Source organism: Dactylosporangium thailandense (genome assembly GCF_059739745.1).
Map to the genome: position 1 here is coordinate 7,092,915 of NZ_AP029195.1, position 22,362 is coordinate 7,115,276.

The following is a 22,362-nucleotide window of genomic DNA, read 5'->3' on the forward strand; positions in this document are numbered from 1 at the left end:
AGCCACGATGCGACGACTGCCAATGATTACTTTCAGCTATCTCCCAGGAAGGCAAATTCGCAGGTCAGGAGTTCCTTAGGCCGACAATAGCGTCGCGAGAGACTCGTGAGAGAACCTATCTATAAAAGGCCTCAGTCAATGCCTGCACACCGACGCAAGGTGACTTAGGTCCGTTTTCGCACCCGCTGCGGAAAATTCCGGGAAGATCGCCGGCCGAGCATTCTTGCGGATGCGTCAACGGCGGGCTACCAGGTGCGCTGGCGGACCAGGGCCGCCTCGACGCGCTCCGCCGGGCCCGGTGGGCCGTAGTAGTGACCCTGGCCGTAGCGGCACCCCGCCCTGCGCACCAGCTCCAGGTGCTCCCCCGCCTCCAGGCCGTGCGCCACCACCGTCACGCCCAGGCGGCGGCCCAGGCCCACGACCACGTCGATGATCGGTGCCGCCCGGCCTTTGCTCGCCACCGGGCTCGTGAACAGGCTGCGGTCCACCTTCAGCAGGTCGGTCGGCAGGCGGCGCAGGTGCGCCAGGGAGGCGGAGCCGGTGCCGAAGCCGTCCAGCGCGGTGCGGACCCCGACGGCGCGGACGGTCGCCATGGGCTCGGTCACCCGCTCCAGGTCGGCGCCGACCTCGCGCTCGGCGAGCTCGATCACGAAGTCCCGCGGCTGGATCTGGTGGCTGTCCAGGGCCAGGCTCAGCCGGGCCGGGAAGGTCGGGTCCACGAAGTCGTCGAAGCCCGCGTTCACCGAGATCCAGAGGTGGTACCCCTCATGCTGCCACAGCGAGAGCTGCCGGGCCGCGCGCGTGAGGACCCAGTCGGTGATCGGGGCCGTCAGGTTCAGCTCGCGGGCCACCGCCAGGGTCTCCGCGGGCGGGACGGTGCCCAGGCGCGGGTGGCGCCAGCGCAGCAGGGCCTCGACGCCGATCGGGTGGCCCTCCACGAGGTCGTAGACGGGGTGGTAGGCCAGATCCAGCTCGCCCCGCTCGATCGCGCGGGGCAGGTGCTGCTCCAGCGTGGCCCGCCGGACGTAGGCCTTCTCGGCGGCCTCGTCGTGCCACTGCACGCGGCCGCGGCCGGTGCGCTTGGCGCGGCGCAGGGCCAGGTCGGCGCGGCGCAGGGAGTCCTCGGGGCCGCCGCCGGCCGGGGCCAGGCCGATGCCGGCGGAGAGCCGCAGCACCGTGCCGGGCAGGGCGTACGGCTCCCCGAGCTCCCCCGCCAGGCGCGTCGCGAGCGTGTACGCGCGCACCCGGTCGGCCCGCGTGAACACCGCGAACTCGTCGCCGTTGAGGCGGGCGGCCACGTCGCCGGGGGCGATCGCGGCGCGGATGCGGCCGGCCACCTCGACCAGCAGGGCGTCGCCGACGCCGGGGCCGTGCAGGTCGTTGACGCCGGCGAAGCCGTCGAGGCCGACGGTGACCAGGAACCCGGTGCCGGCGGCCAGCTCGCGCAGCAGGGCGCCCCGGTTCGCCAGTCCCGTGAGCGGGTCGTTGCGCGTGCTGCGCCGCAGGCTGCGCTCCAGCTCCAGCCGCTCCTCGGCGTCGCGCAGGTGCACGACGACGCCGGCGACCGCGGGGTCGTCGCGCAGGTCGCTGACGGTGCAGTCCACGTGCCGCCAGACCCCGAAGCCGTCGAAGATCCGGGTCCGCAGCGGCGCCGTCGCGCCCGGGCCGTCCGCGAGGGCCGCCCGGACCGTGGCCACGTCCCCGGCGTGCACGAGACGCACGAAGGGGCGCCCGAGCACCTCCTGGTCGGACAGGCCGAACTGGCGCGCCGCGGCGGGCGACTGCCAGCGCACCGACAGGTCCTCGGCCAGCACCAGGGTCACGTCGCTGGAGCCGGCCACGATGGTCGCGAACGCGCTGCGGGTGGCCGCGAGCTCGCCGCTGAAGCGCCGGGTCACCAGCGCCTCGACGATCTCGCGGAGCACGACGACGAGCACGGCGGCCGCGCCGACCACCATCGCCGGGGTGCCGATGCGGCCGCGGCTCACCAGCGCGTAGAGCACTGCGGCGGCCCCGGCGAGCACCGGCGCGACCAGCAGCGGGTCGCCGATCAGCGTGCCGTCGGTGACGCGGGCGGTCCTGGCGCGCCCGTCGAGCGAGCGGCGGGCGCCGGCCCAGACCAGTACCGAACCCAGAACGAGCAGGCCTCCGGCGGACAGCAGCCAGGCGTCGTGCCGGGCGGGCTCGGCCGGCAGCAGCGGCACGATCGCGAGGGCGAGCACGGTGAGGGCCACGCCGCCGGCGGCGGTGACGGCGGCCCCGCGCGGGAACGGCGCCCGCACGCCGCTCACCACCGCGATCGTGAGCCCGAGGATGGCCAGCAGGCAGGTGACGAAGACGGTGCGGCTCACCTCGCCGCGCTGCTGCAGGACGAGTACGAGCAGCGTCAGGAACTTCCAGAGGGCCACGCAGATCCCGTCGAGGCCGCGGCGCAGCGCGGCACCGGGGCCGGCCGCGACGCCGGGCAGGTGCAGCAGGCCCGCGACGAGCGCCAGGCCGCCGACCGGCGCCGCGACGGGCGCGGTGGACGGCAGCGCGGCGCACACCCCGGCCGCGACGAGCCCCGCGGCGAGGCCGCCGGCGCTCGCCACCCTCCGGCGCCCGCCGCCGGCCCGGTGCGACGCGACCGCGAGGCCGGCCAGCCGGCCCGCGTGCAGGAGCCCGGAGACGGCCGCGGCCACGAGCACGGCGGCGGGGACGGCCAGCCCGAGCGGCGGGCCGCCGAGCAGGACCGCGGCGGCGGCCGTCAGGGTCAGCGGCGCGGACGCCGTCAACCAGTGCCGCCGGGATCTGTGCGCGCCGCCGACTCCTGGTCGCATGGGAGGGGTCCGTTCGCTCGCCGGGAAGGGGGGTTCGGGCTAGCTGACCCCGGTAACGACCCCGATCCGGGAGGGTGACGGCGGTCGCTCGATCGGTCACTCTTGAGGCGTACCGTGTGGCCACTGGACGGAATCCGGGTCGTTCGGCTCTCTATAGACGTGATGCACGAGATTGGTACGGCACCGGCGGACTTCGCGGAGTTCTACCGGACCGAGGCGGCGCGGGTGCAGCACGTCCTGTGCGCGTTCGCCGGACGCGAGCTCGGTGCGGAGGCGGCCGCGGAGGGCTTCGCCCGGATGCTCGAGCGCTGGGACCGGCTGCGCGAGCTGGGGCCGCCCCAGCGCCGCGCGTACGTGCTGACGACCGCGAAGAACTATGCGCGGCGGCGGGCGGAGGCGGAGTCGCGGTACATCGGCCTGGAGGACCGGCCGTGGACCGAGCCCTCCGCGGACGACGACGGCCTCGGCCGGGTCGAGGACAGCCTCGGCCTCGAGGGGGCGGTGCGGCGGCTCATCGACTCGTTGCCGCCCCGGCGGCGCCAGGTGGCGCTGCTCTACTTCCTGCACGACGACGGCTACGCGCAGATCGCGAGCGTGCTCGAGATGAGCGAGTCGACCGTGCGCACGCACGTGGCGGAGCTGCGCAAGGTGCTGCAGCCGTACGTGCGCCGATTCCAGCAGATCATGGAGGCGAGTGAGCATGGCCGAGCATGACGTGACCCGGGAGCTCGTGCGCCGCGCGTACGCCGGCGAGCCCTTCGACGCCGAGGCGGGCCTCGCCGAAGTGGTGCGGCGGGCCGGGCGGCCGCCGGTCGACGAGCCGGAGAAGGTCATCGAGCGCCGGCACACGGTGAACGTGCGGCGCCGGCGCCGGGTCGCCCTGGCGGGCGTCTTCGCGGGGGTGGTCGGCCTGGTGCTGGTCATCGGGGTGGCCACGGGGCGCCTCGGCGGCGGGTTCCAGGACGCCTCGCAGGTCGGCGTCGGTGGCCCCAGCCTCGGCGGCGGCCACCCCAGCCAGTGGACGACCGGCAGCCTGCCGACGGACACGTGGCCCTCGGGCGGGCCGACGCCGTCGATCGGCGGCGGGGAGATTCCGGGCGGCCCGAGCAGCCTGCTGCCGAGTCAGTGCGCGGTCGGCATGCACCTGAAGTTCGAAAACGGCCAGTTCACGGCCACCGACGCGGTCGGCACCTGCCCGCCGCTGGACCCGAAGCGGATCTGGCTGCTCGACGACCACTCCAACGGGCTGCTCTTCCCGGGCTCCGGCACGGTGTGGCCGACGGTCACGACCGGGACCACGATCTCGCCGCCGTTCACGTTCACGGTGCCGAGCATCACGACGCTGCAGGAGCACCACGCCTACGAGCTGTACTACCTGCCGGCCGACGTTCACCCGACGCCGGGCCAGGACGCCTCGCCGGTGCTCCAGCACGCCATGATGATCTCGGGCCCGGTCGTGCCCTAGGAAAGGCCCAGCCCGGCCTCGCGGGCGCGGACGATGGCCTCGGCCCGGTCGGCGACCCGCAGCTTGGCGAAGACGTTGGACACGTTGTTGCGCACGGTCTTCTGGGACAGGAACAGCACCTGGGCGATCTGCGCGTTGGAGCGCCCGGCCGCGAGCAGCTCGAGGATCTCGCGCTCGCGGGCGGTCAGCTCCGGGAAGGCCGTGCTCGCGGACGGGGGGCCGGCGGCGAAGAACTCGGCGATGCGCCTGGCGAGGGTGGCGCCGAAGACCGCGCCGCCGGCCGCGACCGTGGTGATCGCGCGCACGATCTCCTCCTGCTCGGCCCCCTTCACGAGATAGCCGCGGGCGCCGGCGCGCACGGCCGCGAAGACCGTGCCGTCGTCCTCGGACATGGTGAGCACCACGACGCCGGACTCGGGGGCCTCGGCCGCGAGCCGCCGGGTGGCCTCGATGCCGTTGAGATCCGGCATCTGTACGTCCATGACGACGACGTCCGGCCGCCGCGCCACGGCCAGCTCGACCGCCTCGAGCCCGGTGGCCGCCGTGCCGACGACCTCGAGGCCGTCGACCGAGCCGAGCAGGACGGCAAGCCCGTCGCGGAAGATCGGGTGGTCGTCGGCGACGAGGACCCGGATCGCGCGGTCGTTGGTCATGGCGGTCACCCTAGTGCCGGGGCGGGCAGGGGCAGGTGGGCGCGCACGAGCGTGCCGCCGTCCGCAGGGCACTCGATCTCGCAGCGGCCGCCGAGCTCGGCCGCCCGCTCGCGCAGGGAGACGAGGCCGACGCCGCTCGGGGTGCCGGGCGCGATCCCGGTGCCGTCGTCGCGAACCTCGACCGTGAGCGCGCCGTCGCCGGCGGTCAGCGCGACCGTGCAGGTCGCGGCGTTCGCGTGCTTGGTGACGTTGGTCAGGGCCTCGGAGGCGATGCGGTACGCCGCCACCTCGACCGCCGCCGGCAGGTCCGCCGGGAGCGAGGCCGAGACCCGCGTGGTCAGGCCGGGCGCGCGGAGGCGCTCGGCGAGCTGCCCGACCGCGCCGGCCAGGCCGACGTCGTCCAGCGCGGGCGGGCGCAGGTCGTGCACCAGCCGCCGCACGTCGGCGAGCGCGGCGGAGACGTCGTCGCGGGCCTGCCGCAGGATCTCGTCGGCCCGCTCGGGCGCCCGCGACAGCAGGTTCCGGGCGGTGTCGATGCGCAGCGCGACGCCCCCGAGCGCGGGTCCGAGGCCGTCGTGCAGGTCGCGGCGGACCCGGCGGCGCTCCTCCTCCCGCGCGCCGACCAGCCGCTCGCGGCTCACCTGCAGCTCGGCCGCGAGGTAGCTGGAACGGGCCGCGGCCGCCGCCTGGCGGACCACGTCGGCGAGCAGGCGCTCGTCGCGAGGGGAGAGCGCGGCCCGGTAGCCGCCGGCGGCGAGGATGAGGCGGCCGACGGTCTCGTCGCGGTACGTGATCGGCATCGTCTGCACGTCCGCGGGCGCCGTGCCGTGCTCGGCCAGCAGCGCCTGCCCGCCGGTGCGGTGGACCTCGACGGCGACGTAGGGCGAGCGGAACGCCTCGGCGACGCTGCGCACGACGGCGAGCAGCTGGTGCTCGGGGCTGTCGGAGCGCTCGAGCTGTTCGGCGAGGCCGGAGATGATGCGGTACGGGTCGTGCCGCTGCCCCAGCACCACGCGCTGGACCAGCACCCAGAGGCGGTTGCGCAGCGGGCCGTACACGAGCAGCACCACGAGCAGGCCCACCAGCGCCGCGCCCCGGTCGCCGAGCAGGGTGGTGACGAGCGCGAGGATCGCCGCGTCGACGAGCACCACGATGGCGGCCAGGGCACCGTAGAGCACGGTGCCGCCGAGCAGCCGGTCGATGTCGAGCAGCTGCGGGCGCAGCACGCCGATCGCGATGGCCCCGCCGGTGATCGCGATCGCCACGAACAGCCCGGCGCCGAGCACCGACTGGGGCAGCACGAGCGCGGAGAGCATGACGAGCACGTCCACCACGCCGGCCCACACCAGCCACCGCATGCGGGTGCGCTGCAGTCCGGTCGCCGCACGGTACCGGCGGAAGACCACGGCGAAGGGGACCAGCAGGCTCAGGGGCAGCGCGGCGTAGCCGACCCGCAGCAGCACCTGCCAGGCGGCGTCGGGCAGCGGCAGGGCGAGCAGGTCGATCGACAGGTCGCGCGCGGCGGCGGGCGCGGGGCCGTCGTTCATCGCGTCGGCGATGCGCGCGGGCACGAACAGCAGCGTCGTGGGCAGGATCGCCGTCGCGCCCAGGCTGCCCAGCACGGCCCAGCGCCACCGGCCGCGGGGCAGGTGCCCGTCGGGGTAGAAGACGAGCAGCAGCGGCAGGGAGAACAGCAGGCCGGCGCCGACGCGCTGGTACACCCAGTAGGCGAACGCCGTCCCGTCCGGCACCGGGCTGTGCGTGACCGCGTGGGCGACGTAGGCGACCGCGGCCCCGTCGAGCGCCCAGTGCAGCCCGCTCGCGCACAGGATCCACGCGACCGCGTTGCGCGGTACCCGGTGCACGAGCAGCCCGCCCGGCACCGCGAGGGCGAGCCCGGCCAGCCCCGAGATCCAGCCGGCCTCGAGCCCGTCGTCCGCGCGCTGCCGCGCCCCGATCCGCGCCTCGAGCACGACGGAGGCCACGGTCGCGGCGAGCGTGAGGCACACGAGCACGCCGCCGACCAGGGTGGGCACGCGGGGCTTGGACACCCGGTCATGGTGCCATCCGAGGTGTCCCGAAGGCCCTAGGACCGCAGTCCCGTCCGGTGCGGGACACGACGGGGGACGGTGCCGGGGTCGCCGGACCCTGCCGCCCGGGTCGGCCGGCGCCGCAGAGTTCCCGGCATGACCATTCGAACTGAGCCGATTCCCGCTCGTACCGACCTTGCGCCCACCGTCACCGCCCGCATCTCGACCGGCCCGACCCGGGCGCTGGCCCTGGCCCTGGCCGCCGGCACCCTGACCTGGGCGGCCACCATCTTCACGGTCGGCACCAACCCGACCGACTCGCTCGGCCTGACCGTCACCGACCTGGGCGGCGGCGCCTTCCAGCTGGGCCTCTTCGCCCTGCTGGCGATCCAGCTGCGCACCGCGGCCACGGGCACCTCGAAGGCGGCGCGCGGCATGCTGTACGTGGAGCATGTCCTGCTCGCCGTCGCGACCGTGTGGAGCTTCCTGCACGCGATCCCGGCCCTGCGCGACGCCGTCTGGCTGGTGCCGATGGACGTGTTCTGGCCGCTGTCGATGCTGGGCATGTTCGTGATCGGCCTGAAGATCCTCTTCACCGCCCGCTGGCGCGGCGCGGCCCGGGTCTGGCCGACGGTCGCCGAGAGCTGGGCCGTGGTGACGGTGCCGACGTTCGCCATCCTGGGCTCACCGGCCGCCGACTACGTGGGCGGGACGCACCTGCTGGTGGGCTACGCGGCGCTGGGGCTGATCCTGGCCGCCCGCCCGGAGCTGACGGGGGCCCGCGCATGACCCGCTGGGCCGGCCCCTGCTGACCCGCATCGTCCGGCGGCTCCGGCCGCCGGACCCACGCGGGGACGTCAGGCCTTCTTGGCCGCCACGGGCAGGACCGCGCGGTCCGGGTTGACGTGCAGCACGCTGAACACGATCGGGTCGCCGGCCGGCCAGCCGATCGCCAGGCGGTGGGTCTCGCGCGTGGCCGGGAACAGCATCCGGCCCGTCGCCACGACCGGCAGGCCCAGCTTGGCGGGCTGGGCGCCGCGGTTCTTGATGTTGCCGCCCACGACGTTGATGAGCTCGCCCATCGCGTCCGTCACGTCGCGGTCGGTGATCTCGGCGGCGTCCATGGCCAGCATGATCGCGGTGATGTCGCCGGCCGCGCTCGGCGGGACGAGCACGCGGACGTGACCCTCCCAGGCGCCGGTGATCGACACGGCGGCGGTGATCGCCTTGGCGTCCTGCACGGGCGGGGCGTCGACCGCGGTGGCGTCGGGCTGCTGGAGGTAGGCGCCCCAGACCTCGTGCACGATCTCGGCGAGGTCCTGGTCCACCAGTCCGGACTCTGCGGTGGAAACGTCCGCCATGGCGGCTCCCGACGGTTGCGACACGGCACCGCCTGCCGGTGCCTCCTCACCGCATGGTGCCAGCCTAGGGTTTCAACGCGACCGGTTTGCCACATTTGCGCGGGCCGGACCGGGGCACCGCGGGGGTTTCAGCCCGGAGCGGAAACCGGGAACGGCAGGCGGCCGGATCACCGGTTCTCGCCTATGTTCGGCACATGCGCCCTTACTACGAACGGCGGGACGAGGAGCCGACGCCGGCGCCGGCCCAGCACGCGCCCTGGCTCGACGAGCAGCTGTTCGCCCGGCGCATGGTGTTCCTGCGCGGGCCGATCGAGCCCGAGATGGCCGCCCGGGCGGCGGCGACGCTGCTCGCGCTCGACGCCGCCGGGGCCGAGCCGATCAGCCTGCACCTCAGTGCCGAGCAGGGCCACCTCGCGGCGGTCTGGACGCTCGTGGACGCCATCGACTCGATCGACGCCCCGGTGCACGCCACCGCCGTCGGCGAGGTGAGCGGGGCGGCGCTCGGGGTGTTCTGCGCCGCGGCCGAGCGCTCCGCGTTCGCGCACGCGCGGTTCCGGCTCGCCGAGCCGAAGGTCTCCTCCCCCGGCGGCACGGCCGACCAGGTGGTGGCCGAGGCCGGGCGCTACCTGCGCGACCTGGAGGACCTGATCCTGCGCATCGCGGGCGCCACGGGCCAGGCCCGCTCCCGGGTCGAGGACGACCTGCAGTCCGGCCGGGTGCTCACCGCCGCGGAGGCGATCGACTACGGACTGATCGGCGGCATCGTCAGACGCTGAACGGCCCCGGGCAGAACCACCCCGCTGCGGGGCGCGAGGTACCCACCGCGCCACGTATAGTCCCCGCCACACGGATCACCGGGGGATGGGATGAGGGACGGACGGCTCGTCGCGACACGGCTCGTCGTCGCGCTGGTCGCGGTCGCGGCGCTGGTTCCCGCGGTGATCAACGCGGCGCACGCCGCGCACGCCGGGGCCTATCTCGCGGCCCGCTACCGGGGCGCCGCCGGGCAGCCCGAGCGCAGGCTCCTGACGGCCATGGAGCACCTCGGCGAGCAGATGGGGCGCGAGGTCCCCGCGGGCGCGCTGGTCTACATCGACGAGCCCGACGGCATCTGGTGGTTCCGGCTGCAGGAGCTGGCCGCCATGCACGGCGTGACCACGGTGAGCGCCCGCGAGCGGGCCGACGTCGTGCTGCGCCGCCGCGTCGATCCCAGGCTCCCGGACGGGGTCGGGCTCGAGCTCACGGCGGCCGCCCGATGACCAGTATCGTCGCCGTCTTCGCGCTGGCCGTGGCCGGGCTGCCGCTGGCGTGGGCGCTGACCCGCTCGGTGCCGCTGGCCGTCGTGCTCTCCCCGCTCGCCGCCGCCGCGGTGTCGACCGTCGCCGTGGTGCTCATGCTGTGGCTGCGCGGGCCGCTGCTGCCCTGGTTCGGGGCGGTGTTCCTGGCCACCGTCGCCGTGGCGTGGTTCGCGCGCGGCGCCGCGCCGGTGCCGGGGGGCTCCTGGCGGGAGGCGGGGCTGCTGGGCGTACCGATGCTGGCGCCCTTCCTGATGATGTTCCAGAGCCCGGTCGGCTGGGACGCGCACGCGATCTGGTGGCAGCACGCCGGATACTTCGCGCAGGGCGGCGACTTCGCCCGCGCCGCGATCGGCAACGAGACGATCGCGATCACCCACACCGACTACCCGCCCATCGCCTCGGCCCCGGTCGCGGTGGCGTGGCGGCTGCTGGACTCCCTCACGTTCCGCCCGGCCATCGCGGTCAATGTCGCGATCACCTGGTCGGCCGTGGTGCTGGTGGCGTACGCGGTGCGCCGGGCGACCGCGAGCGCCCCGGCCTGGCTGTCGGTCCCGGCCGCGCTGGCCGCCGCGTGCGCGGCCTGGCTGCCGGAGTACACCGCGCCGGCCGAGGGCTACAGCGACACGATGTACGCGGCCGCGTTCGTCGCCGGGGCGGTGCTGCTGCTGGGCGCGGCCGATCCGGTGCGGGTCACGCCGCTCGCGCTGTTCCTCGTCTCGGCCGCGGTGCTGACGAAGAACGAGGGGCTGCCGCTCGCCGGGGTCGTCGCGGTGGTGGCGACGGTCCGGCTGCGCCGCGATCCGCGCCGCGCCGCGTGGTGCTGGCTGCCGGTCGGGATCGCCGCGGTCTGGTCGGCGACGGCGCGCACGTTCGGCGCGAAGAACGATCTCATGGCCGAGGGCCGCTTCGGGCAGCTGCTGCACGGCGACCACGCGGCCTGGAGCCGGCTGCCGGAGATTCAGGCGGCGCTGAACGACCAGGTCGGCTACGTCGTGGGGGCCGCCCTGCTCGCCGCGGCGCTCGGCACCTTCTTCCTGCGCGGGCGCCGCCACGCGCTCGGGCTGGCCGGCGACGGATGGCTGTGGGTGGTCTTCGGCGGCTACTGGGCCGCGATCACGTTTATTTATCTCATTTCGCCGTATCCCATCGGCTGGCACCTGTCCACCTCCGTCGACCGGGTTACGATCGTGATGGCGATGCTGGCCGGGGTCAGTGCCGCGACGTGGCTCGTCGTGGGCCTCGCGCCCGCTCCCGCGAGCCCGACGATCCCGGCCCAGCCGGACCCGCCGGCGCCGGAGGGTGAGCGTGGAGATCGAGGTGACCGGCGCGCGGCCGGTGCCGGAGCGGCCTGAGCGCGTCGGTGGTGGCCGTGGTGCCGGTGGTGGTCAAGGGGCGCTGACGATCGCCGTGGTGCTCGCGGTCGGCGTCGCGTTCGGCTACGCGCTCGCGACCGCCCGCCCCGCGACCCGCACGATCGTCGCCGCGCCGGCCGCGCCACTGGCCCCGGCCACCACCGACCCCGTGCCCGCCGGGCTCTCCGGCGAGCAGGTCGGCACGATGCTGCGCCGGGTGAAGGAGTACAACAAGCCCGAGTCCGACGCGGTCGAGACGACGCCCGAGCGGCTCATGAGCGGGCGGCGCGACAACCTCCTGCGGCTCGACGACGATCGCACCCTGCCGGCCGGGGAGTACCGCCTCCAGGCCATCTGCCTCGGCGACGGGCAGGTCTGGGCGCTGTTGCGGATCGGCGACGACGAGGCCTTCGTCGACATGGAGTGCGTCGCCGAGCACGTCCTCGTGTCCCAGCTCCTGCTCACCGCCCGGACCGGGGGCCACCGCGCGGTGACGGCGGTGACCGACTCCCCGTTCGGCATCGTGCTCGGCCTGCAGATCCTGCGTAGGGGCTGAGCCGGTGGCAGTGTGGAGTGGGTGGAGGTTGTCACAGGGGTGCCCACCGGCGCGCACGCGGCCTTAACGTGTCCACCATGAGCACGCCCACCGAGGAACTTCTGGACTGGCAGCGGCTCGCACTGGGCGTGCTGCGCAAGTCCGGGCTGGCCGGCGAGGACACGCCGCCGGAGGCGGTGGCGGATCTGCTGGCGACCGAGACCTACGACGGACTGCGGATCGCGCCGCTGTACACGGCGGCCGACCCCGCGCCGCCGGCCGGTCAGCCGGGGCACGTGCCGTTCGTGCGGGGCGCGAGCGCGGCGCCGCGGCCGTGGGACGTGCGGCAGCGCCACGCCGATCCTGACCCGAAGGTGACCCGGGCGGCGGTGCTGGCCGACCTCGAGAACGGGGCCACGTCGCTGTGGCTGGCCGGGATCGCCCCGGGCGACCTCGCCGAGGCGCTCGACGGGGTGCTGCTCGATCTGGCCGCGGTCGTGCTGGACCACGGGCCGCTGACCCACGAGGCCGCGCGCGCGTTCCTGGCCCTGCCCGGAGCGGACAAGTCGGGCAACCTGGGCGCCGATCCGCTCGGCCTGGCCGCGCGGACCGGGTCAGCGCCCGATATGGGCATTTTGTCGGCATTGAAGGCCTCCCCGGTCCCCGTCGCGACCGTGGACGCGACCGTCTACCACGACGCCGGCGCGAGCGACGCCCAGGAGATCGGCTACGCCACGGCGACCGGGGTCGCGTACCTGCGCGAGCTCGTCGGCGCCGGGCTCTCCGCGGGCATGGCCCTCAAGCAGCTGGAGTTCCGCTTCGCCGCGACCGCCGACCAGTTCGCCACGATCGCCAAGCTGCGCGCCGCGCGGCGCATCTGGGCGCGGGTCGCGCAGGTCTGCGACGTGCCGCACCTCGGCGCCCAGCGGCAGCACGCGGTGACCAGCGACGCGATGATGACCGCCCGCGACCCCTGGACCAACCTGCTGCGCACCACCGTGGCGTGCTTCGGCGCCGGGGCCGGCGGCGCGGACGCGGTCACCGTGCAGCCGTTCGACGCGCGGCTCGGCCTGCCCGACGCCTTCTCGCGGCGCATCGCGCGCAACACCCAGTCCCTGCTCATCGAGGAGTCCGGGATCGCCCGGGTGCTCGATCCGGCCGGCGGGTCCTGGTACGTCGAGTCGCGCACCGACGCCCTCGCGCACGCCGCCTGGGACGTCTTCACCGAGGTCGAGCGCGCCGGCGGGATGGCCGCGGCCCTGCGCTCGGGGCTGGTCGAGGAGCGCGTCGGCGCGGTCCGGCAGCGGCGCGAGGCCGACCTGGCCCACCGCCGGCAGCCGATCACGGGCGTGTCGGAGTTCCCGGACCTGGACGAGCGGCGGCCGGTCAGACCCCCGGCACCGTTGCCGCCGGGCGGCGGCCTGCCGCGGATGTCGTACGCCCACGGCTTCGAGGCGCTCCGCGACGCCGCCGACGCCGCGGCCGAGCCCCCCACGGTGCGCCTGGTCGCGCTCGGCCCGGTGGCCGCGCACTCCGCCCGCGTCGCCTTCGCCGCCAACCTGTTCGCGGCCGGGGGCGTGCGCCTGACCGAGGACAGCGCGGCGCCGGTCGCGTGCATCTGTGGCTCCGACCGCTCCTACGCCGAGGAGGCCGCGGCCACCGCCGCCCGCCTGCGCGCCGAGGGGGTCGCGACGGTCTGGCTCGCGGGCAAGGGCGACTACGACGGCGTGGACGCCTATCTGTACAGCGGCTGCGACGCGCTGGCCGTCCTGCGCCGCACGCACGAGGACCTGGGAGTGGCACCGTGATCCCCGACTTCTCCGAGGTCGCCCTCGGCACGCCGCGCGTCGAGCCGGCCGGGCGCGGTGAGCCCGGCGAGGTCTGGGCCACGCCCGAGGGCATCGACGTCAAGGGCGTCTACGGCCCCGACGACCTCGCCGGGGTCGAGTCCCTCGGGAGCCTGCCAGGCATCGCGCCCTTCGTCCGCGGCCCCTACCCGACCATGTACACGACGCAGCCGTGGACCGTGCGGCAGTACGCCGGCTTCTCCACGGCCGAGGAGTCCAACGCGTTCTACCGGCGCAACCTGGCCGGCGGGCAGAAGGGCCTCTCGGTCGCGTTCGACCTGGCGACCCACCGCGGCTACGACTCCGACCACCCGCGCGTCGCCGGCGACGTCGGCATGGCCGGGGTCGCCATCGACTCGATCCTGGACATGCGCCGCCTCTTCGAGGGCATCCCGCTGGACCGGATGAGCGTGTCGATGACCATGAACGGCGCGGTGCTGCCGGTGCTGGCGCTCTACATCGTGGCCGCCGAGGAGCAGGGGGTGAAGCCCGAGCAGCTCTCGGGCACCATCCAGAACGACATCCTCAAAGAGTTCATGGTCCGCAACACCTACATCTACCCGCCCGCGCCGTCGATGCGGATCATCAGCGACATCTTCGGGTACACCTCGAAGCACATGCCGAAGTTCAACTCCATCTCGATCTCCGGCTACCACATCCAGGAGGCCGGGGCGACCGCCGACCTCGAGCTCGCCTACACGCTCGCGGACGGCGTCGAATACCTGCGGGCCGGCCGTGACGCCGGGCTGGACGTGGACGTGTTCGCGCCGCGGCTGTCGTTCTTCTGGGCGATCGGCATGAACTTCTTCATGGAGGTCGCGAAGCTGCGGGCCGGGCGGCTGCTGTGGGCGCGCCTGGTGCGCGAGTTCGGCGCCAAGAACCCCAAGTCGCTGAGCCTGCGCACGCACTGCCAGACGTCGGGCTGGTCGCTGACCGCCCAGGACGTCTTCAACAACGTGGTGCGCACCTGCGTCGAGGCGATGGCCGCGACCCAGGGCCACACCCAGTCGCTGCACACCAACGCGCTGGACGAGGCCCTGGCCCTGCCGACCGACTTCTCGGCCCGCATCGCGCGCAACACGCAGCTGCTGCTGCAGCAGGAGTCGGGCACCACGAAGGTGATCGACCCGTGGGGCGGCAGCGCGTACGTCGAGCGGCTCACCCACGACCTCGCCGCCCGCGCCTGGGCACACATCGAGGAGGTCGAGCGGGCCGGCGGTATGGCCCGGGCGATCGACGAGGGCATCCCGAAGCTGCGTATCGAGGAGGCGGCGGCCCGCACGCAGGCCCGCATCGACTCGGGGCGGCAGCCGGTGATCGGGGTGAACAAGTACCGGCCCGACACCGACGAGCCGATCGAGGTGCTCAAGGTCGACAACTCGGCGGTGCGCGCGGCCCAGATCGCCCGGCTGGAGCGGCTGCGGGCCGAGCGCGACCAGGCCGCCTGCGACGACGCGCTGCGGGCGCTCACCGAGGGCGCGTCCAACGGCGGGAACCTGCTCGAGCTGTCCGTGGCCGCGGCCCGGGCGCACGCGAGCGTCGGGGAGATCTCCGACGCGCTGGAGAAGGTCTTCGGGCGGCACACGGCGCAGATCCGTACCATCTCCGGGGTGTATCGCGACGAGGCGGCCGGCGCCGGAAACGTGGAGCGCGCCCGCGCCGCCACCGACGCCTTCGCCGACGACGAGGGCCGCCGGCCGCGCATCCTCGTGGCCAAGATGGGCCAGGACGGGCACGACCGCGGCCAGAAGGTGGTCGCGACCGCCTTCGCCGACCTCGGCTTCGACGTCGACGTGGGCCCGCTGTTCTCCACGCCGGCCGAGGTGGCCCGGCAGGCGGTCGAGGCCGACGTGCACATCGTGGGCGTCAACTCGCTCGCCGCGGGGCACCTGACGCTCGTACCGGCCCTGCGCCACGAGCTCGCCGAGCTGGGCCGCGACGACATCCTCATCGTGGTCGGCGGGGTGATCCCGCCGCAGGACTACGACGAGCTGCGCACGGCCGGGGCGGCCGCGATCTTCGGCCCGGGCACCGTCATCGCCGACGCGGCCCTGGACCTGCTGGAGGTGCTGCGATCCCGGTTGCAGCACTGAGCGACCTGGTCGAGGGCGTGCGGGGCGGCTCGCGCGCCTGGATCGCCCGGGCGATCACGCTCGTCGAGTCCACGCGCGCCGACCACCGCGCCCGCGCCCAGGAGCTCCTGCACGCCCTCGCCCCCCACGCGGGCGGCGCCCGGCGGATCGGCGTCACCGGCGTGCCCGGGGTCGGCAAGTCCACGTTCATCGACGCGCTCGGGATGTACCTCATCGAGGCCGGCCACCGCGTCGCCGTCCTCGCGATCGACCCGTCCTCGACCCGCACCGGCGGCAGCATCCTGGGCGACAAGACGCGGATGAACCGCCTGGCCAACGAGCCCGCCGCGTTCGTGCGCCCCTCTCCCACCTCCGGCACGCTCGGCGGCGTGGCCCGCGCGACCCGCGAGGCGATGGTGGTCGTGGAGGCCGCGGGCTACGACGTAGTGCTGGTCGAGACCGTCGGGGTGGGCCAGTCCGAGACGGCGGTCGCCGACATGGTCGACACGTTCCTGCTGCTGGCCCTGGCCCGCACCGGCGACCAGCTGCAGGGCATCAAGAAGGGCGTGCTGGAGCTGGCGGACGTGATCGCGGTGAACAAGGCCGACGGCCCGCACGAGCAGGACGCCCGCGCCGCGGCCCGCGAGCTCTCCGGCGCCCTGCGGCTGCTGCACTCCGGCACGTCGGTGCTCACGTGCAGCGGCCTGACCGGGGCCGGCCTGGACACGTTGTGGGACCGGCTGCGCCGCCACCACGACGGGCTGGAGGCCAGCGGCGAGCTGCGGTCGCGGCGGGAGCGCCAGCAGATCGGCTGGGTCTGGGCGATGACCCGCGACGCCCTGCTCGACGGCCTGCGCACGTCGCCGTCGGTGCGCGAGCTGACGCCCCGCGTCGAGCGCGCGGTCCTCGACGGCTCGCTGACCCCGGTCCAGGCGGCCGAGGCGCTCCTGGCCGCCTACCGCGGTGAGGCCCCGTCCTAGGCCTCGACCGTTCTAGGCTTCGACCGTCCGGCCGGTCTCCAGGTCCACGACGGTGATCGCCTCCATCGGGCAGTTCGCGACCGCGTCGAGCACCGCCTCGTCGCCCGGCTCGATCTCGGGGTGCACCGGGTGCGAGCGGCCCTCGGCGTCGTCGAGGTCGAAGCGGCCCGGCGCGACCCCGACGCAGCTGCCGGAGCCGATGCAGGCGTCGCTGATGGTGATCTGCCACATGTCTGCCAATCTATCGCCGCGTGCCGCAAGAAACCGGCAAGTTCCGCGATAACGCATTGATCGGCTTGCCCGGGCGGCCCTAGTTTCGGCACCGGTGGACCACATGGATCTCGACTCGGGGCTGATCGAGTCGCCCGCGCTCGCGCTCGCCGTGCACTGCCTCGGCGCGCGGCACCGGGCCGACCCGGTCACGGTGCTGCTCGCGGCCGTCGCGCTGGAGCTGGCCGCGTACACGGGCGAGGACGAGGCCGCCCTGCGCGTGCCGGCGGGCGGGTTCCGGCTCGACTGCACCCCTTCGCGCTACCGGCACGAGCCCTTCGGCTCGCTGCTGCGCCGGGCCGAGGTCGCCTACGAGGACTCCCGCCCGGACGGCTGCTGGTTCGCCGACCGGCGGCACGATGCGACCGGGGCCGCCGGGGTGCACGGGGCCGCACGGCTGGCCGCGGTCGTGCCCCGCGATCCGGCCCCGGCGGGGGCGCGCTTCTTCCTGTGCCTGCTCCGGCTCGGGCGGACCGCCGAGCTGCGGCTGTGCGCCGCGCACGGGTACCTCGGCCGGCGCGGCCCGCTCGGCTTCCTCAGCGACCTGGAGCGGGTGCTGGTCCGGGCCACGGGGACGAGCACCACGGCCGGGCTCTACGCGGCGGTGCGGTAGCCCTCAAGCCGGCCCGCTCCCTGCCGATCAGACGAGCGGTATGACCAGATCACCATGGATCGCGGCCGTCGTGTGCGCCCTGCTGGCCCTGACGGCGGCCCCCGCGTCGGCGAGTCCGAAGCCGCAGCCATCGACCAAGCAGCCCTCCCCCGGGGCTACGGTGGCGGCCGAGACCGGCTCCGACGCGCTCTCCGAGCAGCTCGAGGTGGCCAACAAGGCCTACATCGACGCGCAGAACCAGCTCGCCGCCTCCCAGGCGCGCCAGGCGCTCGTGCAGGCCGAGCAGGCCGAGCTGGAGCCGCGCTACCAGCGGCTCGTCGAGGCCACGCGCACCGTGACCGTGGCGGCGTACCAGTACGGCGGCGGCCTGCGCGACGCGGCGACCCTGCTGGACAGCCCCAGCCCCGGTGTCTTCGCCGACCGCGTGAGCCTGCTCGAGCTCGTCGCCCGGCGGCAGTCCGCGCAGCTGCAGGAGCTGGCGAGCGTGCGGGCCACCCTCGAGGCGAACAAGGCGACCATCGACACCGAGGTGCGCCGCCAGCAGGACCAGCTCGCGGTGATGGCCCAGCAGAAGGCGGCCGTGGAGCAGGCGCTCGCCGAGGCGCTGAACCGGGAGTCCCAGCCGATCCTCGACCCGGCGACGACCACGAGCGTGAAGACCCCGCTGGTCAACGCCCAGCCGGCCCCGCGCCGCCCCGACGGCTCGTGGCCGCCGGAGACGTGCGGCCTGCACGACCCGACGACGTCGGGCTGCCTGACCCCGCGCACCGAGCACGCGCTGGAGCAGGTCAAGCTCGCGGGCTTCGAGCACTACGTGTCGTGCTTCCGCCCGAGCGGCCCCTACGAGCATCCGAAGGGCCGGGCCTGCGACTTCGCGGCCGACCCGAAGGGCTTCGGCGGGGTGGCGACGGGCGCGGCGAAGGAGTACGGCACCGAGCTGGCGACGTGGCTGGTGCGCAACGCGTCGGCGCTCGGGGTGATGTACGTGATCTGGTACCGCCAGATCTGGACCCCGGCCGCGGGCTGGCACCCGTACGCCAGCGGCCAGGGCGACCCGAGCAGCGACCACACGAACCATGTCCACATGTCGATCTATTAGACATTGACCTCCGTGGTGCTCCCGTGATCTGATCCGAGAACTCTTCACGTTCTGGGATCGAGGAGACCGCCCGTGTCCAAGTTCCTCCGTGCCGCGCTCGTGGCGACCGTCGTCGCCTCCGGAGCCCTCGCCGCGACCGCCGCCACCCCGCCCACCGCTGCCGCGGCCGCCCTGCCCACCGCCGCCGTCGCCCTGGGTGACAGCTTCATCTCCGGCGAGGGGGCGGGCGCCTACCAGCCCGTCGTCGACGTCAACGGGGTCGCCCAGGGCTTCCCCGGCTGGTCGGCGCCGAACAGCAACGCCTTCTTCTGCCACCGCTCCGCCAACGCCTCGCTGCTGCAGGCCACGCTGCCGGGGATTCAGGACCGCTACAACCTCGCCTGCTCCGGCGGGCGCCCCGCCGACTTCGCCACGCCGTCCTCGGCCCGCGACAAGGGCCGGAGCGTCGCCGCCCAGCTCGACCAGCTCCGCGCCGTCGCCCAGACGCACGACATCGACCTCGTGCTCGTCGGGCTCGGCTCCAACAACAGCCAGTTCACCTTCGGCGACGTGGCGGAGAAGTGCGCCAACCGCTTCATCGCCGACGCGTGGACGGGGTGGTGGGAGTTCTGGGCGTACCTCGGCGGCCCCGTCGAGCAGGCCCCGTGCGCCGCGGGCGACCTGGCCACCCAGGCCCAGTTCGACGCGGCCACCGCCGAGACGATCGCCGCCGTCCGCCAGCTGCTCACCACCCTCGACCAGGTCGACGCCGACCACCAGCACCGGGTCGTGTTCCAGGACTACACCAACCCGCTGCCGTTCGACCTCGACCCGTCCTACTGGGAGGCCGACGGCCGCCAGGACGACCGGGACAAGTTCCGCGACCTCGGCGCCCTGCGGTACGCGGCCGGCTGCCCGATCCACCGCGCGAGCCTCTCCGCCGGGCACCTCTTCTCGCAGGGCCTGGGCACGATGGTGCAGACCGTGCGCAACACCCTCGCGGCCGAGCGCCCGAACGACGACCTCGTGTTCCTCGACGTCCAGCACGCCTTCGACGGCGCCCGGCTGTGCGAGAAGCCCGGGAGCCCGGTCGGCGCCCTGGCCACCCCGATCCGCCTGCAGGACGGCCCCAGCGGCACCTTCGTGACCAGCCTCTCGGGCAAGGACAAGATCGCCATCCAGCGGATCGCCAACACCTGCGTCTCGTACTTCCAGACCTGCCAGGAGTCGTGGCACCCCACGGCGGCGGGCCAGGCCGTGCTGGCCAAGTGCCTGGCCGCCGCCTCGACGACGGCCGCGCGGGCGGTCACCTGCACCAGGCAGCCCGACGGCACGATCGTCGCCGCCTAGCGACGCTTCCGGGCCTCGGCCGGTCGGGACACTACCGAGGCCCGGGAGCCACCGTCCGCAGGCACGACAGCAGCGCCTCCACCGCCGGGAGCTGGGCTCGCGCCGCCGTCACGTGGGCGTCCAGCCGGCGCGCGCCCGCGCCCGGCAGCGAGGTCACGGTGATCTCGTTGTGGTTCGCCCCGCGCAGGGCCAGGTCCGGCGCGATCGTCGCCCCGTGCCCGGCCGCGACCAGCGCCAGCACCGTCGGATAGTCCAGGCACTCGTGCACCCGCCGGGGCGTGAAGCCCTGCTCGCGGCAGACCCGGTCGAGGATCTGGCCCGTCGTCGAGGACGGTGAGCCCGCGACCCACGGGCGGTCGACCAGGTCCGCGTACGAGTGCACGGGCGGCCAGCCCACCGGCACGACCACGCGGTACTGGTCCTCGCACAGCGGGATCACGGTCAGCCGGCGGTGGGTCTCCAGGCCCAGGACCGCGTCGCGCTCGGTGATGGTCAGGTCGATGCCGCCCAGCCGCAGCTCGCGCAGGGCCGGGGCGCCCTCCAGCTCGGTGATCGCGCAGACCACGTCCGGGAAGTCCTCGGCCAGCAGCGCCATCGCCGGCACGAGCAGGTGCCGGATCACCGTCGCGAAGGCGGCGACCCGCACGAGACCCGCGGCCCGGCCCGACATCGCGGCCAGCTCGCGCTCGGCCTCGGCCAGCTCGCGGGCGATCGCCTCGGCCCGGCCGGCCAGCACCCGGCCCGCGGCCGTCAGCACCGCGCGGCGGCCGGAGCGGTCGACGAGGGGGCGCCCGACGCTGTGCTCGAGCTGGGCGAGCTGCTGCGACACCGCCGACGGGGTCACGTGCAGGGCGGCCGCGGCGCCGGCCAGGGTGCCACGGCGGGCGATCGCGGCCAGCACCGCGAGGCGGCGCGGGTCAAGATCCATGTGAAGCCCAACTGCAGTGCTGCTGTAGCGATTCTCGCTCACACGTTAGCCGCACTTGATGCGACGATCGTCGGCATGTTGATCGGCTTCATGGGGTGGGTCGGCGCCGGGCTGGTGCTCGCCGCGTACGGCCTGGTGTCCGCCAAGCGCCTGACCGGCGACGGGTTCGCGTTCCAGGCCATGAACATCGTCGGGGCGGTCGCGCTCGCCTGGAACTCGGCCGTCAGCCACGCGTGGCCGTCGACCGCGGTCAACGTCGTGTGGGTCGGGATCGGGGCGGTGGCCATGTTCCGGATCGCGCGGCGGGCCCGGGTGCGCAGGGCGACTCAGGCGACTCAGATGGAGTACCAGGGCGCCCGGATGCGGTAGAACGTGAACTCGCCCTCGGTCGCGCAGGCCAGGTAGGTGTGGCTCCAGGTGCAGGAGTCGGGGCGCGCGTCCACGTCGCCGAGGTTGCGCGCGGTGCCGTGCTCGGCGTCGACGCCCATCCACGGGTAGGCGCCGGTGGGCGGTACCGCCGGCAGCAGCAGGTAGCTGCCCTCGTCCAGGCGCGCCGCGCGCTTGCCGGGCCAGCTGCGCACCGTCCGGCCGTCGGCGTCCAGGAGCGTCTCGGCGGTGTCGGTGCCGGACACGGTGCGCATCATGATGCGGTCGCCGACCGGCACGGCCTGCGAGGGGCGCTCGGCCGCGATGCGGAACACCACCCGGCCGTCCGCGGTGTCGAGCTGGGTGAGGAAGTGCTCCTCGCCGACGCACACCCGCTGCTCCCCGCACGAGGCGACGAACAGGGGCCGGGCCTGCGCGTCCGGGGACGCCCACGTCCAGCTGGCCTTGCCGAGGCTCTTGCGGTCGTACGCCCGCAGCGCGAACTTCGCCGCCCGGGGCGCCACGAAGACCTGGTCCTCGTACGGGTACACGAGATCGTCCGGGTCGGCGAGGCCCGTCCCGGCCCCGAGCACGTGCCCCCCGGCGAGCCCGACGACCTCCAGGCCCCGGTCGGGGATGGCCCGGACGATGTTCGGGTCCACGGTCAGCGCCTCGTCCAGCGGCTCCCCCGCCGTGGACGTCGGCACCTGCTGGCCGCTCCAGTTGTCGGTCAGCCACCAGCTCGCCGCGCCACCCGGCTGGTCGAACACCGCGGTCGTCTTGCCGGTGCCGACGTCGGTGACGCGCAGGCGGTGCTCGGCGCCGGCGTACCGCACGAAGTACTTGCCCACGAGCGCCCAGCGGTCGCCGGAGTCGACGTCGAAGGTCGCGAACGGCACCCCGTTGTTGGCGTTGAGCAGTGTCACCCGCCGGTGCCCGGCCGCGTCGGGCAGCCCGGTGACCTGCACCATGCCGCGGGCCGAGCGGAAGGTGTCGACGTCGGTCAGCGACGTGTTGGTCCAGATCGCGACGGCGGGCTTGTCGGAGTCGACGGCCCGCAGCTCGTAGCCCCCGCCGCCGGTGGCCCGGCCGAGGAAGGCGCGGCCGCCGTCGAGGAAGGCCCGGGCCCGGACACTGTCGGCGGGCAGCGCGACGCCGCCGATCCGCTCGAAGCGCTCGAAGCCGTACGGGCGCTGGCTCAGCCGGTACACGAACCCGAAGACCAGCAGCACGACGGCCAGCGCGGCGACTCCGGACGCCGACCACCGCGCACGCCGGGAGAGCCACAGCGACCGACGCGGGCGCAGGTCGTCGGCTAAGGCGTGCGCATGCACCCGCCGAGGTT

21 protein-coding genes are annotated in these 22,362 nt (G+C 74.6%); 14 read left to right on the plus strand and 7 right to left on the minus strand.

What is annotated here, in order from left to right:
- Positions 1-245: 245 nt before the first annotated feature.
- Positions 246-2,819, minus strand: coding sequence for a putative bifunctional diguanylate cyclase/phosphodiesterase (locus AC6JBM_RS31335; RefSeq protein ID WP_497977626.1), 2,574 nt, complete (start codon positions 2,817-2,819; stop codon positions 246-248).
- A gap of 162 nt (positions 2,820-2,981) precedes the next feature.
- On the opposite strand from AC6JBM_RS31335, the gene AC6JBM_RS31340 reads away from it, so the two are divergent.
- The gene (locus AC6JBM_RS31340; RefSeq protein WP_497977627.1) at positions 2,982-3,533 is read left to right on the plus strand and encodes an RNA polymerase sigma factor; all 552 of its coding nucleotides are present in this window, start codon (positions 2,982-2,984) and stop codon (positions 3,531-3,533) included.
- A complete protein-coding gene (locus AC6JBM_RS31345; protein ID WP_497977628.1) occupies positions 3,520-4,284 on the plus strand; it encodes a hypothetical protein in 765 nt (254 codons plus the stop codon). Before AC6JBM_RS31340 ends, AC6JBM_RS31345 begins: the two co-directional genes overlap by 14 nt.
- On the opposite strand, the gene AC6JBM_RS31350 is transcribed toward AC6JBM_RS31345, so the two are convergent.
- Complete coding sequence (locus AC6JBM_RS31350; RefSeq protein ID WP_350608950.1) at positions 4,281-4,937, minus strand: response regulator; 657 nt, start codon at positions 4,935-4,937, stop codon at positions 4,281-4,283. The two genes, AC6JBM_RS31345 and AC6JBM_RS31350, sit on opposite strands and share 4 nt — an antisense overlap.
- 5 nt (positions 4,938-4,942) lie before the next feature.
- Positions 4,943-6,988 carry a sensor histidine kinase gene (locus tag AC6JBM_RS31355; protein ID WP_497977629.1) on the minus strand — a complete coding sequence of 682 codons (2,046 nt, stop codon included), beginning with the start codon at positions 6,986-6,988 and terminating at the stop codon, positions 4,943-4,945.
- 135 nt (positions 6,989-7,123) lie between these two features.
- On the opposite strand from AC6JBM_RS31355, the gene AC6JBM_RS31360 reads away from it, so the two are divergent.
- Positions 7,124-7,756: a hypothetical protein gene (locus tag AC6JBM_RS31360; RefSeq protein ID WP_497977630.1), complete on the plus strand. Its 633-nt coding sequence runs from the start codon at positions 7,124-7,126 to the stop codon at positions 7,754-7,756.
- A 68-nt stretch (positions 7,757-7,824) separates the two neighbouring features.
- Here AC6JBM_RS31360 and AC6JBM_RS31365 read toward each other — a convergent pair whose 3' ends face one another.
- Entirely contained in the window at positions 7,825-8,328 is a 504-nt protein-coding gene (locus AC6JBM_RS31365) for a chemotaxis protein CheX (RefSeq protein WP_497977631.1), read from the minus strand.
- Positions 8,329-8,522: 194 nt separating this feature from the next.
- On the opposite strand from AC6JBM_RS31365, the gene AC6JBM_RS31370 reads away from it, so the two are divergent.
- The 7 genes from AC6JBM_RS31370 (at position 8,523) to meaB (ending at position 16,412) form a co-directional block, all read left to right on the plus strand.
- Entirely contained in the window at positions 8,523-9,104 is a 582-nt protein-coding gene (locus tag AC6JBM_RS31370; protein ID WP_497977632.1) for an ATP-dependent Clp protease proteolytic subunit, read from the plus strand.
- A 90-nt stretch (positions 9,105-9,194) separates the two neighbouring features.
- Positions 9,195-9,587, plus strand: a complete 393-nt coding sequence (locus tag AC6JBM_RS31375; protein WP_497977633.1) for a hypothetical protein — start codon at positions 9,195-9,197, stop codon at positions 9,585-9,587.
- Entirely contained in the window at positions 9,584-10,978 is a 1,395-nt protein-coding gene (locus AC6JBM_RS31380; protein WP_497977634.1) for a hypothetical protein, read from the plus strand. Before AC6JBM_RS31375 ends, AC6JBM_RS31380 begins: the two co-directional genes overlap by 4 nt.
- Entirely contained in the window at positions 10,932-11,534 is a 603-nt protein-coding gene (locus AC6JBM_RS31385; protein ID WP_497977635.1) for a hypothetical protein, read from the plus strand. The genes AC6JBM_RS31380 and AC6JBM_RS31385 overlap by 47 nt, the downstream gene beginning before the upstream one ends.
- A 77-nt stretch (positions 11,535-11,611) precedes the next feature.
- A complete protein-coding gene (locus AC6JBM_RS31390) occupies positions 11,612-13,321 on the plus strand; it encodes a methylmalonyl-CoA mutase subunit beta (RefSeq protein ID WP_497977636.1) in 1,710 nt (569 codons plus the stop codon).
- Complete coding sequence (gene scpA / locus AC6JBM_RS31395; protein WP_497977637.1) at positions 13,318-15,453, plus strand: methylmalonyl-CoA mutase; 2,136 nt, start codon at positions 13,318-13,320, stop codon at positions 15,451-15,453. Before AC6JBM_RS31390 ends, scpA begins: the two co-directional genes overlap by 4 nt.
- Before the next feature lie 17 nt (positions 15,454-15,470).
- Positions 15,471-16,412 carry a methylmalonyl Co-A mutase-associated GTPase MeaB gene (gene meaB, locus AC6JBM_RS31400; RefSeq protein ID WP_497977638.1) on the plus strand — a complete coding sequence of 314 codons (942 nt, stop codon included), beginning with the start codon at positions 15,471-15,473 and terminating at the stop codon, positions 16,410-16,412.
- A gap of 12 nt (positions 16,413-16,424) precedes the next feature.
- Here meaB and AC6JBM_RS31405 read toward each other — a convergent pair whose 3' ends face one another.
- Positions 16,425-16,643, minus strand: a complete 219-nt coding sequence (locus tag AC6JBM_RS31405) for a ferredoxin (RefSeq protein ID WP_350608938.1) — start codon at positions 16,641-16,643, stop codon at positions 16,425-16,427.
- A gap of 103 nt (positions 16,644-16,746) precedes the next feature.
- On the opposite strand from AC6JBM_RS31405, the gene AC6JBM_RS31410 reads away from it, so the two are divergent.
- The 3 genes from AC6JBM_RS31410 to AC6JBM_RS31420 all read left to right on the plus strand — a co-directional run bounded on the left by AC6JBM_RS31410 (position 16,747) and on the right by AC6JBM_RS31420 (position 19,723).
- Positions 16,747-17,295: a hypothetical protein gene (locus AC6JBM_RS31410; protein ID WP_497977639.1), complete on the plus strand. Its 549-nt coding sequence runs from the start codon at positions 16,747-16,749 to the stop codon at positions 17,293-17,295.
- A gap of 40 nt (positions 17,296-17,335) precedes the next feature.
- Positions 17,336-18,394, plus strand: a complete 1,059-nt coding sequence (locus tag AC6JBM_RS31415; RefSeq protein WP_497977640.1) for a coiled-coil domain-containing protein — start codon at positions 17,336-17,338, stop codon at positions 18,392-18,394.
- A gap of 72 nt (positions 18,395-18,466) precedes the next feature.
- A complete protein-coding gene (locus AC6JBM_RS31420; protein ID WP_497977641.1) occupies positions 18,467-19,723 on the plus strand; it encodes an SGNH/GDSL hydrolase family protein in 1,257 nt (418 codons plus the stop codon).
- A 31-nt stretch (positions 19,724-19,754) separates the two neighbouring features.
- Here AC6JBM_RS31420 and AC6JBM_RS31425 read toward each other — a convergent pair whose 3' ends face one another.
- The gene (locus AC6JBM_RS31425) at positions 19,755-20,651 is read right to left on the minus strand and encodes a LysR family transcriptional regulator (protein ID WP_497977642.1); all 897 of its coding nucleotides are present in this window, start codon (positions 20,649-20,651) and stop codon (positions 19,755-19,757) included.
- 75 nt (positions 20,652-20,726) lie between these two features.
- Between AC6JBM_RS31425 and AC6JBM_RS31430 the strand changes: the two genes are divergently transcribed.
- Positions 20,727-21,020, plus strand: coding sequence for a CBU_0592 family membrane protein (locus AC6JBM_RS31430; protein WP_350608934.1), 294 nt, complete (start codon positions 20,727-20,729; stop codon positions 21,018-21,020).
- Here AC6JBM_RS31430 and AC6JBM_RS31435 read toward each other — a convergent pair.
- Entirely contained in the window at positions 20,987-22,351 is a 1,365-nt protein-coding gene (locus AC6JBM_RS31435; RefSeq protein ID WP_497977643.1) for a hypothetical protein, read from the minus strand. The two genes, AC6JBM_RS31430 and AC6JBM_RS31435, sit on opposite strands and share 34 nt — an antisense overlap.
- Positions 22,352-22,362 lie beyond the last annotated feature (11 nt).